This is a genomic window from Mangrovibacillus sp. Mu-81 (genome assembly GCF_036867415.1).
Classification (GTDB): Bacteria; Bacillota; Bacilli; order Bacillales; family Bacillaceae_B; genus Rossellomorea.
In genome coordinates this window covers 39,953-53,141 of the sequence record NZ_JBAJHU010000012.1, presented here as the reverse complement: position 1 = coordinate 53,141, position 13,189 = coordinate 39,953, and the positions used below count along the sequence as shown (strand labels likewise).

At 41.0% G+C, this 13,189-nt stretch carries 15 protein-coding genes; 3 read left to right on the top strand and 12 right to left on the bottom strand.

Features of this window, described 5'->3' with window-relative positions; translation table 11 throughout:
- Nucleotides 1-34: 34 nt before the first annotated feature.
- From V6B33_RS18770 to V6B33_RS18760, 3 genes are all read right to left on the bottom strand, one after another.
- Entirely contained in the window at nt 35-754 is a 720-nt protein-coding gene (locus V6B33_RS18770; RefSeq protein ID WP_334219215.1) for an HAD family hydrolase, read from the bottom strand.
- Between the two features lie 10 nt (nt 755-764).
- Nucleotides 765-968, bottom strand: coding sequence for a hypothetical protein (locus tag V6B33_RS18765; RefSeq protein ID WP_334219214.1), 204 nt, complete (start codon nt 966-968; stop codon nt 765-767).
- A gap of 84 nt (nt 969-1,052) precedes the next feature.
- A complete protein-coding gene (locus V6B33_RS18760) occupies nt 1,053-1,817 on the bottom strand; it encodes a class I SAM-dependent methyltransferase (RefSeq protein WP_334219213.1) in 765 nt (254 codons plus the stop codon).
- A gap of 186 nt (nt 1,818-2,003) precedes the next feature.
- Between V6B33_RS18760 and safA the strand changes: the two genes are divergently transcribed.
- Nucleotides 2,004-2,633: a SafA/ExsA family spore coat assembly protein gene (gene safA, locus V6B33_RS18755; RefSeq protein WP_334219212.1), complete on the top strand. Its 630-nt coding sequence runs from the start codon at nt 2,004-2,006 to the stop codon at nt 2,631-2,633.
- Between the two features lie 219 nt (nt 2,634-2,852).
- On the opposite strand, the gene V6B33_RS18750 is transcribed toward safA, so the two are convergent.
- From V6B33_RS18750 to V6B33_RS18735, 4 genes are all read right to left on the bottom strand, one after another.
- Nucleotides 2,853-3,500, bottom strand: coding sequence for an SDR family oxidoreductase (locus V6B33_RS18750; RefSeq protein WP_334219211.1), 648 nt, complete (start codon nt 3,498-3,500; stop codon nt 2,853-2,855).
- A 270-nt stretch (nt 3,501-3,770) separates the two neighbouring features.
- Nucleotides 3,771-4,430 carry an O-methyltransferase gene (locus V6B33_RS18745; RefSeq protein WP_334219210.1) on the bottom strand — a complete coding sequence of 220 codons (660 nt, stop codon included), beginning with the start codon at nt 4,428-4,430 and terminating at the stop codon, nt 3,771-3,773.
- 186 nt (nt 4,431-4,616) lie between these two features.
- The gene (locus V6B33_RS18740; protein ID WP_334219209.1) at nt 4,617-5,252 is read right to left on the bottom strand and encodes an FMN-dependent NADH-azoreductase; all 636 of its coding nucleotides are present in this window, start codon (nt 5,250-5,252) and stop codon (nt 4,617-4,619) included.
- A 144-nt stretch (nt 5,253-5,396) separates the two neighbouring features.
- Nucleotides 5,397-6,116, bottom strand: a complete 720-nt coding sequence (locus tag V6B33_RS18735) for a class I SAM-dependent methyltransferase (protein ID WP_334219208.1) — start codon at nt 6,114-6,116, stop codon at nt 5,397-5,399.
- A 235-nt stretch (nt 6,117-6,351) separates the two neighbouring features.
- Here V6B33_RS18735 and V6B33_RS18730 point away from each other — a divergent pair, with 235 nt between their 5' ends.
- Entirely contained in the window at nt 6,352-7,788 is a 1,437-nt protein-coding gene (locus tag V6B33_RS18730; RefSeq protein WP_334219207.1) for an MDR family MFS transporter, read from the top strand.
- Nucleotides 7,789-7,897: 109 nt separating this feature from the next.
- Here the strand turns inward: V6B33_RS18730 and V6B33_RS18725 are convergent, their stop codons facing one another.
- From V6B33_RS18725 to V6B33_RS18715, 3 genes are all read right to left on the bottom strand, one after another.
- A complete protein-coding gene (locus V6B33_RS18725) occupies nt 7,898-9,319 on the bottom strand; it encodes an MDR family MFS transporter (RefSeq protein ID WP_334219206.1) in 1,422 nt (473 codons plus the stop codon).
- A gap of 40 nt (nt 9,320-9,359) precedes the next feature.
- Nucleotides 9,360-9,974 (bottom strand): TetR/AcrR family transcriptional regulator, encoded by a 615-nt coding sequence (locus tag V6B33_RS18720; protein ID WP_334219205.1) that lies wholly within the window; start codon nt 9,972-9,974, stop codon nt 9,360-9,362.
- Between the two features lie 161 nt (nt 9,975-10,135).
- Nucleotides 10,136-10,828: a diphthine--ammonia ligase gene (locus V6B33_RS18715; protein WP_334219204.1), complete on the bottom strand. Its 693-nt coding sequence runs from the start codon at nt 10,826-10,828 to the stop codon at nt 10,136-10,138.
- A 159-nt stretch (nt 10,829-10,987) separates the two neighbouring features.
- On the opposite strand from V6B33_RS18715, the gene V6B33_RS18710 reads away from it, so the two are divergent.
- A complete protein-coding gene (locus tag V6B33_RS18710; RefSeq protein ID WP_334219203.1) occupies nt 10,988-11,329 on the top strand; it encodes a DUF3889 domain-containing protein in 342 nt (113 codons plus the stop codon).
- Between the two features lie 43 nt (nt 11,330-11,372).
- Here V6B33_RS18710 and V6B33_RS18705 read toward each other — a convergent pair whose 3' ends face one another.
- Both V6B33_RS18705 and V6B33_RS18700 read right to left on the bottom strand, forming a co-directional pair.
- A complete protein-coding gene (locus V6B33_RS18705; RefSeq protein ID WP_334219202.1) occupies nt 11,373-11,813 on the bottom strand; it encodes a DUF1801 domain-containing protein in 441 nt (146 codons plus the stop codon).
- A gap of 45 nt (nt 11,814-11,858) precedes the next feature.
- A complete protein-coding gene (locus V6B33_RS18700; RefSeq protein WP_442915560.1) occupies nt 11,859-13,133 on the bottom strand; it encodes an MFS transporter in 1,275 nt (424 codons plus the stop codon).
- Between the last annotated feature and the right edge of the window lie 56 nt (nt 13,134-13,189).

Below are 13,189 nucleotides of genomic sequence, written 5' to 3'. Positions count from 1 at the left end.
CCGCAGCAGTTTGTAAACACTGCTGCGGTTTTCTTTATACTGTCTTAATTACTCTTTTTAGATGAAAAATATTTTTTACATCGTAAGTCGGGACATAGTCCATTGGAGGATCAAGATTAAAATGATTGACCCACAAAGTATCCATGCCCACTGAATGGGCTCCGCAAATATCCGTATAATAATTATCGCCTATGAAAAGGGTTTTTTCAGGGTTGATTTTGAATAGCTCCAGTACATGGTAAAAGATAGGAGGGTGTGGCTTGCTGTGTCCTGCTTCTTCTGAAATAATGATGTGCTCATCGTTGAAGCAGTCGACTAAACCTAGACGTCTAACCTTTTTGTAAGCATTATAACTGGTGCCATTCGTCACGATCCCCAACTGATAGGTGTTTTTCAATTGTTTCAACAAATTATGCATATCTGAATCAGGCTCGATATTCCTTAAATAGTTCTCATGGTAACTTTCGTTGATTCTTCTTATTTTTTCAAGGCTAATGTTTACTGAGAAATGATTAAGAGTCATCTTCAGCCTTTTCAGAGTGAATTCGTGAAATGAGAGTTCTTTAGACTGGAATTCTTTCCAAAGTGTGTGGTTGTTTTTCTGAAAAGAAATAAAGAATTGTTCATCATCAATGTGATTCAATTCTTCATAACTATTAACTATATCCTTAACTGCTTTCTTATAGCAGTAGGTATGGTTGAATAATGTATCATCCAGATCAAATAATAAAACCTCATACTTTTGTTTAGACATACGATTCTCCTTAATAAAACCCCATCATGTTCAATATCCCCACACCGGCAAAAGTCGTTACTGCTCCTGCTATTACAGCAACGAATAATGTGCGTTTCTGCTTCGTTTCGATCCAAATAGAAGTCGCCACGATTGCTGTGAAAATCAGTCCGAATAATAGAGCGGCATAAGGGTTTGAAGGAGCCAGAAAGTCTGAAGCGGTCAACCATTTCAATAGTATCATCCTTTCTTATTTGCTATTATCTTTAAAAGCAAGGAAAAGACCTTTACCAAACCTGGAGCCGGTTATACATCCATTTTATTTACTTTTCATAGTGGCAATCAAAAGGAACCGGTTCGTATTCACTTCAAAATAGCCTTTGGTCTGTATAGTATTATGTATGGTAATCAGGGCGTCTTTATATCGGTTTATCGTAAAATCGGGTATTTGCCAAGGTATCGCTTTCAGATAGTACACAAGCGCACCAATATCATAAAACCTCTGAACAGGTTCTTCTTCCTTCCATTCTAAAACGTCAAACCCTTCCTGATCCAGTTCTTTCCTTGCGTATTCGAGATTCCAGTGAATAAAGTCATCGTTAACGGGAGCACTCAATGCATGATTAATTTCATTACAGTCATGACCGCCAACCTGTTGAGTAATAAAAATTCCTTCTGTCGAAAGTACTCGCTTAACTTCGATTGCCGAATACTCTTCATGCTTGTTAATAACAAGATCAAAACTATTACCCTCATATGGCAGGAGGTTATCCTCTTTGATTTCTTTTACTTTAACGCCCAGAGGTTCAAGCCGTTGTTTAGCAATCGGAAAGTTCGGGGCATAGCCTTCAGTGGCACATGTAATTGGCGGCAGCGGCTGGAATTTTGACAACATTTCTCCGCCCCCGGTTCCCATATCCAGCATAGCACGGGATTTTCTAATGTATGGAATCACCTTGCTTCCATATGACCAGCTCAGCATTCCGTTATCCATTCGTCCTGTTTCAGTAATGTATGAAAAGTCCCACCCTGAAAAGTGTTCTTCTATATCTTTGAGATACTCCTCACATAATGTTCCAGTCATTCTCTATTCCCCCTCCGTCCCTTTACTATAGTATAACAATGTCAGACAATTAATTGGAAGTATATTCCTTCAATTTTTAATATTGGATTCTAGCAAATATTACTAGTTGTCGATTTTCATAGGGTTCTCAAGTCATGGTAACAACTACCTGTTTAAATGACTTCCGAATTATATTTCAATAAAATTATGAAAACTTTAAAACTATTTTTTATCTTATTGTTGTCTGTCACTTTAGTCACCGGTTTTAGTAAAGGTTCGAAAGTCTCTGCTGAAGGTGTTTACACTGTAAAGTATGGGGACACGATGTGGAAAATCGCAGTGAAGCATCAGGTCGGAGTATCAGAGCTAATTGATGCCAACCCGCAATTACATAATCCGAATCTTATTTACCCTGGGCAGAGCATTTCGATTCCAGGTGAAGATCAAACTGCTCAGGAATATACATATGAAGTAGTTAAATTAGTGAATGCAGAACGTGCAAAAGCCGGCCTGTCACCACTTAAAGAGAATTGGGAACTATCAAGGGTTGCCCGCTACAAGTCTCAGGATATGATCGACAAGAACTACTTCAGTCATACTTCACCTACGTATGGTTCTCCATTCCAGATGATGAAGGACTTCGGCATTTCATATCAAGCTGCGGGTGAAAACATTGCTGCGGGCCAAGACACACCTGCTGAAGTAGTCAATGCATGGATGAACAGCGAAGGACATAGAAAAAATATCATGTCTTCTACTTACACAGAAATTGGGGTTGGATACGTGAAGGGCGGTTCGTACGGTCATTACTGGACCCAAATGTTTATAAAAAGATAAAGGAGAATAATGAGGTTAATCAGAAAGGGTCAAGTCGCAGGACATGTGGGTTGATCCTTTTTGAATTGTGGATAGGTAGGCAGTTCTGATGTTTGATATTTAGTTCCGCCCCTGAACGAATAATAGTTTCACTTAATTATGAAACATGCCCCGTATTGATTAGTACGATCAATTTACACTTAAAAAGGTGTGTTGATTCCTCAACACACCTTCACACTATCATCCTATATTCTTTACTGCTTCTTCGATTGGTTCGCTTCCTGAAGTCAAATCGAATCCGCGATTATACGTATGCTCTTCTGCTATAGAAGCAACAACGGTTTTAGCCACATCTTCACGCGGTATCGAACCCCTGGATAGATTTTCAGAGGCGGCTACCTGGCCTGTACCGGGCTCGTCCAATAATCCTCCGGGACGGATGATCGTATAGGTTAAGCCGCTTTGTTCCAACGCCTTATCAGCGAAATGTTTCGCTGCATAATAGGGTTTCAGTGACTCATTCCAATTTTCCCGGTTATGTGCTTGAAGAGCACTTACGATGATGAATCGTTTAATTTCAGCCTGTTTTGCAGCTTCCATCGTTTTTACTGCGCCGTCTAAATCTACAAGCAATGTTTTATCAGAGTCTGTATGACCGCCTGAACCCGCAGTAAATATGACTGCATCCGCTCCATCCAATCCTTCTCTGATTTGCTCGACAGTTCCTTCCAAGTCAACAAGCGAGGACTGGATTCCTTTATTCTGAAAAGTTTCCGCTTGCTCTTTTTTTCTAACAATCGCTCTTGGAGAATGTTCCTCGTTCTGCTGTAAAAGTTTGATTAATTGCTTTCCGATTCTTCCATTTGCGCCTACTACTGCTATGTTCAATTTTCCATCTCCTTTTCCGATGAAACTAGTATGAATAAATTGTGTCATGTCTGCTTAGAGTTTACAAATATTCTGTTTGCAGGCAAGTGCTTATTTATGTGGAGAAAGGTAGATGATACTGTTTGCTGATCTTATTTGAAGATGAAGTAACTAGATATTATGATGGAAGATTAGTTGTAATTGACTAATAAAAAAGAGTATGCAGATTCTCAACTGCATACTCTTTTAAGAAATAGTAATTATTGAATGTCGCGGTTGGCGACCTCTGGTTCATTCTTTCACAATACCAAGTACAAATCCATCATACCCTTTTGAACCCACTGTTTGAACGGCAGTGGAATCGATGCGGTCGTCATTTGATAGTAAATCCACAAATTCCCTCACACCTGTAATATTTTCATCCTTACTGGCTGCATCCGTCACCTTTCCACTGCGAACGACGTTATCTGTTATGATTACGGCACCTGGATTGGAAAGCTCGATGGCCCAGTTAATATAGTGAGGGTTATTCTTTTTGTCAGCATCGATAAAAATAAAATCGAATTTATGGTCTTTCAAGGACGGTAATGTCTCAAGTGCAGCGCCAACGAGTACCTTTAGTTTGTCATCAAGTCCTGCGCGCTTAATGTTCTCACGTGCCACGACTGCATGCTCCTCACTATATTCCAAGGTGATCAATGACCCGTCTTCAGGTAATGCGCGCCCCATCCAAATGGTGCTGTAACCGCCAAGTGTACCGATTTCAAGAATGTTTCTGGCACCTTTCATTTTGACCAATAGATGAAGCAGCTTCCCTTGGTTGGGTGAAACGTCTATCGCTGGAAGTTTTGCTTTTTTATTTGCCTTCATTACTGAATCCATCACTTTATCGGGTTTATGTAGTTTCGCAGTGAAATAATGATCAACTTCCTGCCAGTTTTTTTCAGACATCCCTTCACTCCTCTTTCATATAAATATGGGGCAAACCTCCCCTGTGTAACATGTTACCATTAAATTACATATAGAAGTGATTATTTATAGAATTACGCAGCTTATCCCCATTCGACAATATGAACGAACTGGTAGAACTTTACTAAATAAAAAAAGAGCCAACATTATGTTGACTCTCCCCTAAAATTAAAAAGTATGTGCCAAGTCTTTTGCACGGGAGATCCCGTCTTCTTTGATGTCTTGGGCTTTTTCCGGCATTGCGGCATGCCCCTCGATGAATAATCCTTCAAAAGAAGGCACTCCATAGAATTGCATCATGATATCAAGGTAACGGTGTCCCATTTCCATCTGTGCCGCAGGTCCTTCTGAATAAATGCCTCCGCGAGCCTGGATGTGAAGTGCTTTTTTATCTGTCAATAGACCCACAGGTCCGTGTTCTGTGTATTTAAACGTTTTTCCTGCCACTGAAACCGAATCAATATAAGCTTTCATTACGGGAGGGAATGAGAAATTCCAGAATGGAGTGACAAATATATATTTATCTGCGTCAACGAATTGATCAACGAGTTCGGTTAACCTGCCAACTTTTGCTTTTTCATTATCTGATAATTCTTCAAATCCTTTTCCGGTTTGGAGTTTGCCCCAACCGCTGAACACGTCTGCATCAATTTGCGGGATGTCTTCTTTATATAAATCCACCGCTACAACATTGTGAGAAGGATTTGCTTCCTTATATGTGTCAATAAATGCTTTCCCAGCAGCCATGCTGAAAGATTGAGTGTCATCATGCGGATGAGCTGTGATGTATAAAACTTTTGTCATTTGAATGATCTTCCTCTCTATTTGTTTAAGTCATATATCTCAAAGGGATATATTCTTAATTCGAGATTATTGTAAGACATGAAAAGAATTTCATCAAGTTATTTGCTTGAAAAAATTAAATTTCGCTATTAAAGAAAAAAGTCCCTATAAATGGGACTTTTTCGAGTGAGCCTTAATTAGTAAAAAGTGTGGGTTCTTCATTAGGTAATCATACGATTTTTTTTTAATTGATTTCATTCTTTCCGAAGGTTTTGGCTCTACGAAGCGTTCAAGGATGAAGTGACTCGCTGTGTCCTGCATGATCCGTTCAAGAGGTTTTCTGAAAAAGGTCACATCTATTGTGATATGGGGTTTTCTCCACGTTTCCGTTATGGTTTCTGTCTTGAAATAATCTTCGCAATTATTTCGTGAAAAGTCCATGAACGGGTGATGGATGGAATACAGAAATGTTCCGCCGGGTTTTAATACCCGGTGAAACTCTCTGAAAGTGGGCTCCCACTCGTCGAAGTAATGAAGAGTAAGTGAACTGACAATATAATCAAACGAATCGTCTTCAAAAGGCAACGTTGTTTGAAGGTCATGGCACATTAAGGTCGCACGGTCTCCTACCCTCATTTTCGCCGCTTTTATCATCTCAGGACTCAGGTCGATCCCGGTAACAACTGCACCTTGTTGAATAAAATACTCGGTGTACCAGCCGGCGGCACAGCCGGCATCCAAGATCGATTTGCCTTCTATATCTCCGGACAACTCGGCAAGCATGGCAGGACGTTCATAGTAGGCATTGTAAGGGCTTGTCTGATCGATATCCCTCTGGTAGGTTTCTGCTAATAGGTCGTATGTTTCTTTAGTGATATCTGACATTTAACTTATCTTTCCTCCCCTTAATCATGTCACTTAGTTGATTGTAGTTTACCATATTTTCCTATAAACTATATAAGGCATTCGAAACTTTTTTTCATGATGCACAATATTTTGTTGTTTTGGTTTATGGCATGAGGAATTCTTTTTATGGAAATCAAGCGGAAACTCTGGACACAACTACTTTATTAGGGGATTATAGTAAAGTCATTACTTAAGGAAAAAATGGAGGAGTAATATGGAACCAAAAATAAATTCAAAAGCAATCATGATCACTTTTATGATCGGTGCATTCTTTGCCGTCCTGAATGAGACATTATTGAATATAGCATTGACCGAGTTAATGGATGTGTTTGAGGTGAAAGCCCCTACTGTTCAGTGGCTGGCAACAGGTTTTATGTTGGTGATGGGTGTTTTGATGCCAATCTCGGCATTATTAATCCAATGGTTCACGACCAGGCAGATGTTTATCGGAGTTATGAGTGTGTTCTTACTTGGAACGGTAATCGCAGCATCTGCAATGAACTTCCCTATGCTTTTAACTGGGCGGATGGTTCAGGCAGTTGGAACAGGGTTATTAATTCCGGTCATCATGAATGCAATATTGCTTATTTACAAGCCTGAGGTCCGCGGTAAGATCATGGGTACATTCGGACTGGTCATTATGTTCGCTCCTGCAATCGGACCGACCCTGTCAGGTGTCATCGTCGATGTACTTGGATGGCGATGGTTATTTATAACGGTCATTCCATTCTCGATTTTTTCTATCCTGTTTGCATGGAAGTATCTACAAAATGTCGGCGAAGTGACAAGGCCGCGGGTGGATGTTTGGTCGATCATCCTCTCATCTGTCGGAATAGCGGGTATCGTTTATGGGTTTAGTTCAGCCGGGGAAGCTGGTGAGGGCTTTACCTCTTTGAAAATCCTGACTATTATCATTGTCAGTGCGGCCAGCCTGTTATTGTTTGTTTTAAGACAATTAAAATTGGAGGAGCCGCTGCTTGATGTGAGGGTCTTCAAATACAAAAGCTATGCACGCGGAGTCATTTTATTCATCATCGTGATTATGGCGATGTTTGCATCAGAAATCGTGATGCCGATGTATTTACAGGGTCCCCTAGGTTATTCTGCGAAAGTTGCCGGACTGCTATTACTTCCCGGTGCTCTTTTAAACGGATTGATGTCTCCTGTCATGGGATCCCTATTTGATAAGTATGGTCCGAGAAAGTTAATCATACCGGGCACAGTCGTCCTCACCGGTGTCATTGTGTTTTACAGTAATATTAGCCAGACAACACCGATATGGCTTTTCATCATCGTGTATGTTCTGTTGATGTTATCGATCTCGGCAATCATGATGCCCGCTCAAACAAATGCCTTGAATGAGCTGCCGAAGCATCTTTATCCTCATGGGACGGCCATCGCGAATACCCTGCAACCCGTTTCAGGGGCTCTCGGCGTGTCAGTTTTTGTCAGTATCATGACGCAAAGCCGTGCGGGCTATCTTGAAAATCATACTGGAGCTGTAACCGTAGATGTAATGAATGATGCGATGACATATGGTGTTCATCACGCTTATTGGTTCGCCTTGGCACTTGCCCTGACCGCGTTCTTCATCTCATTGTTCATTAAAAAAGCGGTAGCTGCAGATGCTGAACAAACAGCAGGTCAATAAATATGTAAAAAAGCACCTCATCATGAATCATGAGGTGCTTTTTTATGATCTTAGAATGTTAAGAATAAACTAGTCAGCTTCTATTTTTTTGAAACTGACTTGACTTCTATCATGCAGTCCCCTTAACTCTCTTAGGTTTCTTGTCTTTTACGAAAAATGCAAGGAACAGTCCCACCAAAGCGGATATGCCTGCAACGATGAAGGATATGTTCACTCCATGTATGAGTCCCTCCACTCCCCTGTCCGGCTGTGCGGCGGTAGTCATAACCGTTACGAGCAATGCAGTCCCGACTGCACCTGAAACCTGTCTCATTGTATTGTTCATTGCCGTTCCATGGGGGATCAGGTGATTCGGGAGTTGATTGAGACCTGCTGTGGTGACAGGCATCATCACCATTGCAACGCCAAGCATCCTTACTGCGTTGACGACAGCAAGATAAGTGAATGTCGTCTGAGCGGTGAGATTGGTAAACATGAACGTTGTCACGGAAATAAGGATCAACCCTGTTACAGCAAGCCACTTTGCCCCGAATTTATCAAAGATCCGGCCAGTGATTGGATTCATGAACCCCATGATGAGCGCACCGGGCAGCAGCATGAGTCCAGACTCAAATGCGGTAAATCCAAGCATATTCTGCATAAGGATCGGCAGGACAGTTGCCCCTCCGATCATGGCAATGAAAACCACCATGCCAAGAGCCGTTGTGATCGTAAATAATCTAATCTTGAATACCCGGAATTCAAGGATAGGCTGCTTCAATTTAAATTGTCTTAGAATGAAGAACGTTAATGCGATCGAGCCTATAATCATTGAGGCGGCCACTTGCATACTTCCCCATCCCATGGTTCCTGCAGTACTGAAACCGTAAAGGAGACCTCCAAATCCAAGTGAAGATAAGATGATCGACAGGATATCGACTTTAGGGAATGTCTGCTTCGTAACATTTACCAAGATAAAGTAGGCAATGATGAGATCGATGATGACGATTGGCAAAATCACATAGAACAAGCTTCTCCACGGAAATTGATCGACAAGCCACCCAGAAAGAGTCGGTCCAATGGCTGGTGCAAATGAGATGACAAGACCGAACATCCCCATTGCACTGCCCCGTTTTTCAACAGGGTAAATCAGAAATAGTATTGTTTGCATCAGCGGCATGATGATACCTGCCCCCGATGCCTGAACGACCCGCCCGACCATTAAGATACCGAAATTTGGAGCAATGGCACATATCAACGTGCCGGCTGCGAATAATCCCATTGCTGTAAGGAATAATGATCGGGTAGTGAAGCGTTCAATCAAAAAGGCGGTTATCGGGATCATCACTCCGTTCACCAGCATAAAGATGGACGTTAACCATTGAGCAGTACTTGCCTCAAGCTGCAGGTCCTTCATAATATGGGGCAGAGCTGTAGCAAGCAGCGTTTGATTTAAAATGGCCGCAAAGGCGCCTGAAATTAATACGAGTAACAGCGGAAACTTATTGAAAGTTTCGGTTGATTGAGTTATATCATGTGATTGCTGCTTCATATTCTCCCTTCTTTCTATGTCCTTAACATTGTGTATTAAGTTATTTGTTGGCGAGTCCGGTTTTGAGCAGATCAATTTCAATCTTGTACTTGGAAACTGCCTCCCCGATGCTCAACTCGTTTGAAATGCTGTGCACCAGATTATGAAATGTAACAGCTGATAAAATTTGCAAAACATGATACAGCTGATGTTCATCGGAAATATTCAGGCTCTTCCAGTCCACGAGATCAAATACTTCATCATAACGTTTGTTCAATTCTTCTTTACTCAGGAATTTCGTAAATGCTTTCTCAATCTTATAGTTCATGTTCAGAAGCACATTTTTTATGAAATTGTTCTGTCCCTGTGAATGGGATCGTTGTAAAGTATGGTGGAAAATGTCTGTAACTGCTTCGAAAATATCTCCATTGAATGTCTTTAAATTAGTTAAGAATTTCTCGTGTCTTTCCTGTGTATGTTCGTTCAGCAAATAGAAAAATGCGTCCTCTTTATCTTCAAAATATTGATAGAAACTTCCTCGGGGTATCCCTGCTGATTTCAATATGTTTGAAATCGAAGCATCATACAGAGAAACTCGTGAAAACTCTTTTTTGGCAGCTTCAATTAATATTTCCCTCTTCTGTTCATTTAAATTATAAAATGTTGGCTTAGGCATATTTACCTCCATCCTGTCAAAGTGACACACTGTCATAATTAAGACCTTTACTACTATAGATGACACACTGTCATAAGTCAACGAATAAACGTTCATAATACGCTCTTAAATACAAAAAAACGCTCTAAATTGGAGCGTCTTTCGTAAAGTACGGTATAAATTCAGCATGTCGTTTTATCACTCAATGTACATTGTTGGATATCTAGAGACCAGAGTCCTGAATTTAAGACTACACCTGATTGAATCAGCTTTACTTTCTTCTTGAAGATCGGTCCGTCCACCACAAACGTATGGTACTCCCCAAATTCGCCCATCACGCATATTCCTTTATGCTGAACTACTTCATAAAATCGCCAGTCAAGGATCCGGCCTGGCCATGTATGATCGAAGTGATTTTCAGAAGCACGGCAGACCAATGCAGAGAAGCCAAGGGATAAAAATTCTTCCAGAAGTTCATTTGAATCTTCAGGAGAAATCCACACAGGGAAAATTGGTTCTACCCCTGCTCGATGTGACACCTTTTCATTCCATTTACGGTCTTCTGCAGCATATAAACTGCCGAAAGCAATTTGCTCTACCCCCAGTTCATCTTTTAAATGTCTTAGAGCATTTACCAGTGAATTTTCGTAATCATTATCAGAATCGACCATAATTAAAGGGATTTCCAAAGCCTTTGCCTGTGATTCGAGAATCTTAAGTTTGATTCCATGAGAATGATTGCGTGCATCTTTACTATTCACCATCGATAATAAGCAAACGACATCACTGTTTTCCTGTAAGAGCTTATTTAGTGCAAGGCAGCTGTCTTTGCCGCTGCTCCAGCTGACAGCAAACTTTTTGGTATGTTGATACATTGTTTTCCTGCCTTCCATCTCTGAGAATAACCTTTCATTGTTCGTTTATCATTATTAATAGTAGCACAGTATTACATGAATAAATGCAAACCTTCAGATCCTGAATAGGAAGTGAAAATTAACAGAAGCTAAAACAAAAACCGGGAAGGATCTATAGAGATGAAAAAAATAATCATTTGCATCTTTATCATTCAATTGTTCTCAACGGGAAATCCACAATCTTCAGCATCAGCAAAAAATCTCAAAAGTATAGGGGTTACAGTGCCTTCTTATGCAAAATGGGGCAGTCTCGCCATGCAAAAAACAAAAGAACGTTATCCCGAAGCCAAAATCATTGATTACCTGCATATTGGACGGGAAGACAGTGATGGATATAGCACAGAAAAATTCAAACTGTGGTTAAAAGAAAAAGATAAGGAATTCGGGGTGCAAATTAACATCAGCTTTGATCCTGAGACGGAAGAATTGGAAGAAATATCGTTCAAAGAGGTATCAAGATAATCGTAAAAAACTGCTGAAAATTCAGCAGTTTTTTCTCTTCCATTTATTCCGACGCTTCTTTGATCCCGCCAGGATACGTTTTCTTCAAAAAAGAAACCGATGCTTGAATCAATTTCCTTAGTATGTTTTCATCGATGTCATTTACTTTATTGATATAGACACACGCTTTTCCGGTTGTGTGTTTGCCGAATTTCTTCAGAAGTTCTTCCCTTTGATTGTCTCCAGGCGCAAAATAGAGACTAATCTTGGCTTTGCGCGGAGAAAATCCGGCAAGAAAGGAATCACCTTCATGACCTGTTTTATATTTGTAATGATACGAGCCGAATCCAATCATGCTCGGTCCCCACATTTTAGCAGGAAATCCGGTTTCCTCTGTGAAAATATCCAAAAGTCTCCAGGCATCTTCCCGCTTTTTTTCATTATCTATACTTTCGATGAATTCAAGGACACTATTTTCGTTCTGCTTTGTTTTTAATTCGTACAAACTGCCACCCCTTTATTATTTCACTATGACTATACTTTCGACCTTTCATCCCGAAATTCCTTCATGAGATAGTTGAGAAGGTTCGTTCGGGAGCCCCATTTCTTCCGGCTTGAGACTTGTTGATCGGGGAAGTGATCTAAGCGTTTTGTTCACTGCCCAAACTAGCGCGATAAACAAAATACCTCCAGCACTTGAAAGGTATACCATGCCGGGACCAAACTGATTGGCAAGACATCCTCCCAGGAGAGAACCGATCGGCATCGCCATTGCACCCAATGACGCTGTTACCGAGAATATCCTGCCGAGCAGGTGGGAAGGGATCATTGACTGAATGGCTGCACCGAATATGACATTGGTCGCCCCGATTGGAATCCACGATAAGCCAAATAAAAGAATACTGATACTATTGTAAGGAACAATACCAGAAACCAGCCAGATAACTCCACCGATCGAAAACAAAAGTATGGTCAATTTGCCGATTGCAAATCGTCCAAACCATGATGCGCATAATGCTCCTAGCAGTGCTCCACCTGAAATCGCCGCCAAGTAGAGGCCATATAGCCCCGAGCCTCCTCTTCCATCGGCAAATGCAGGTAATATGGCATAAACGGACCCAATTGCAAAGTTTGCAACGATGGAGCCAAGCAGGAATTTAGCCAAATGAGATTTGAAAACGATGGCGAAACCTTCAACTAAATCAGTCTTGTACTGGAGAACTGATTCTTTTATTTTTTGTTGTTCATTGACAGGTCCTTTTTCTGCGAGCTTGATTAAACTGAATAGGATGCTCGCAGCAATAAATGTAACAGCATCAATCATATAGAGGGAGATGGCTCCGACAATCGTCAGAAGAATACCCGCAAGTGCGTTGAAGGCAAGATCGACACCTTGAAAAGCAAAGGAGAATAATGAATTACTTATAACCAGTTGATCTTTGCGGACGATACGAGGAAGCAAAGCTGCCTGACCTGGATATGCAAACTGATTAAGGGCAGAAATCACCGGCATGATAACCAGGATGAACGTCACGGATAGGAATCCTGTATAGTGGGCAATGGGTATTGTTAATACTAGCAATCCTTGCATAATCTGAGTTGAAATTAATACTTTCTTGATCTGCCATCGATCAACGAGTGGTCCGGTGAGAAATTGCAGGGTCCCAGGCAGGAGCGTCAGAAATCCGGCCAGCCCTGTGTAGAATGCATTTCCCCCCAGTTCATATACTAACCACATTGCTGCAACATAATAGATACTATCCCCCATATTCGTGACCAATCTGCCGAAGAACAAAGATGCGAAGTTCCGATTTTTAAATAACAATTCTTTCAAGGTTGATCCTCCTCATTTCCGTTTGAATAATTTTATCGGTGAAAATA

Excerpts from the sequence above, each read along its gene's own strand:
- safA (WP_334219212.1), top strand. The coding sequence starts at position 2,004 with ATGAAAACTTTAAAACTATTTTTTATCTTATTGTTGTCTGTCACTTTA.
- V6B33_RS18720 (WP_334219205.1), bottom strand. The coding sequence starts at position 9,974 with ATGCCTAAGCCAACATTTTATAATTTAAATGAACAGAAGAGGGAAATA.
- V6B33_RS18745 (WP_334219210.1), bottom strand. The coding sequence starts at position 4,430 with ATGTCTGAAAAAAACTGGCAGGAAGTTGATCATTATTTCACTGCGAAA.
- V6B33_RS18735 (WP_334219208.1), bottom strand. The coding sequence starts at position 6,116 with ATGTCAGATATCACTAAAGAAACATACGACCTATTAGCAGAAACCTAC.
- V6B33_RS18770 (WP_334219215.1), bottom strand. The coding sequence starts at position 754 with ATGTCTAAACAAAAGTATGAGGTTTTATTATTTGATCTGGATGATACA.
- V6B33_RS18760 (WP_334219213.1), bottom strand. The coding sequence starts at position 1,817 with ATGACTGGAACATTATGTGAGGAGTATCTCAAAGATATAGAAGAACAC.
- V6B33_RS18730 (WP_334219207.1), top strand. The coding sequence starts at position 6,352 with ATGGAACCAAAAATAAATTCAAAAGCAATCATGATCACTTTTATGATC.
- V6B33_RS18725 (WP_334219206.1), bottom strand. The coding sequence starts at position 9,319 with ATGAAGCAGCAATCACATGATATAACTCAATCAACCGAAACTTTCAAT.
- V6B33_RS18740 (WP_334219209.1), bottom strand. The coding sequence starts at position 5,252 with ATGACAAAAGTTTTATACATCACAGCTCATCCGCATGATGACACTCAA.
- V6B33_RS18715 (WP_334219204.1), bottom strand. The coding sequence starts at position 10,828 with ATGTATCAACATACCAAAAAGTTTGCTGTCAGCTGGAGCAGCGGCAAA.
- V6B33_RS18710 (WP_334219203.1), top strand. The coding sequence starts at position 10,988 with ATGAAAAAAATAATCATTTGCATCTTTATCATTCAATTGTTCTCAACG.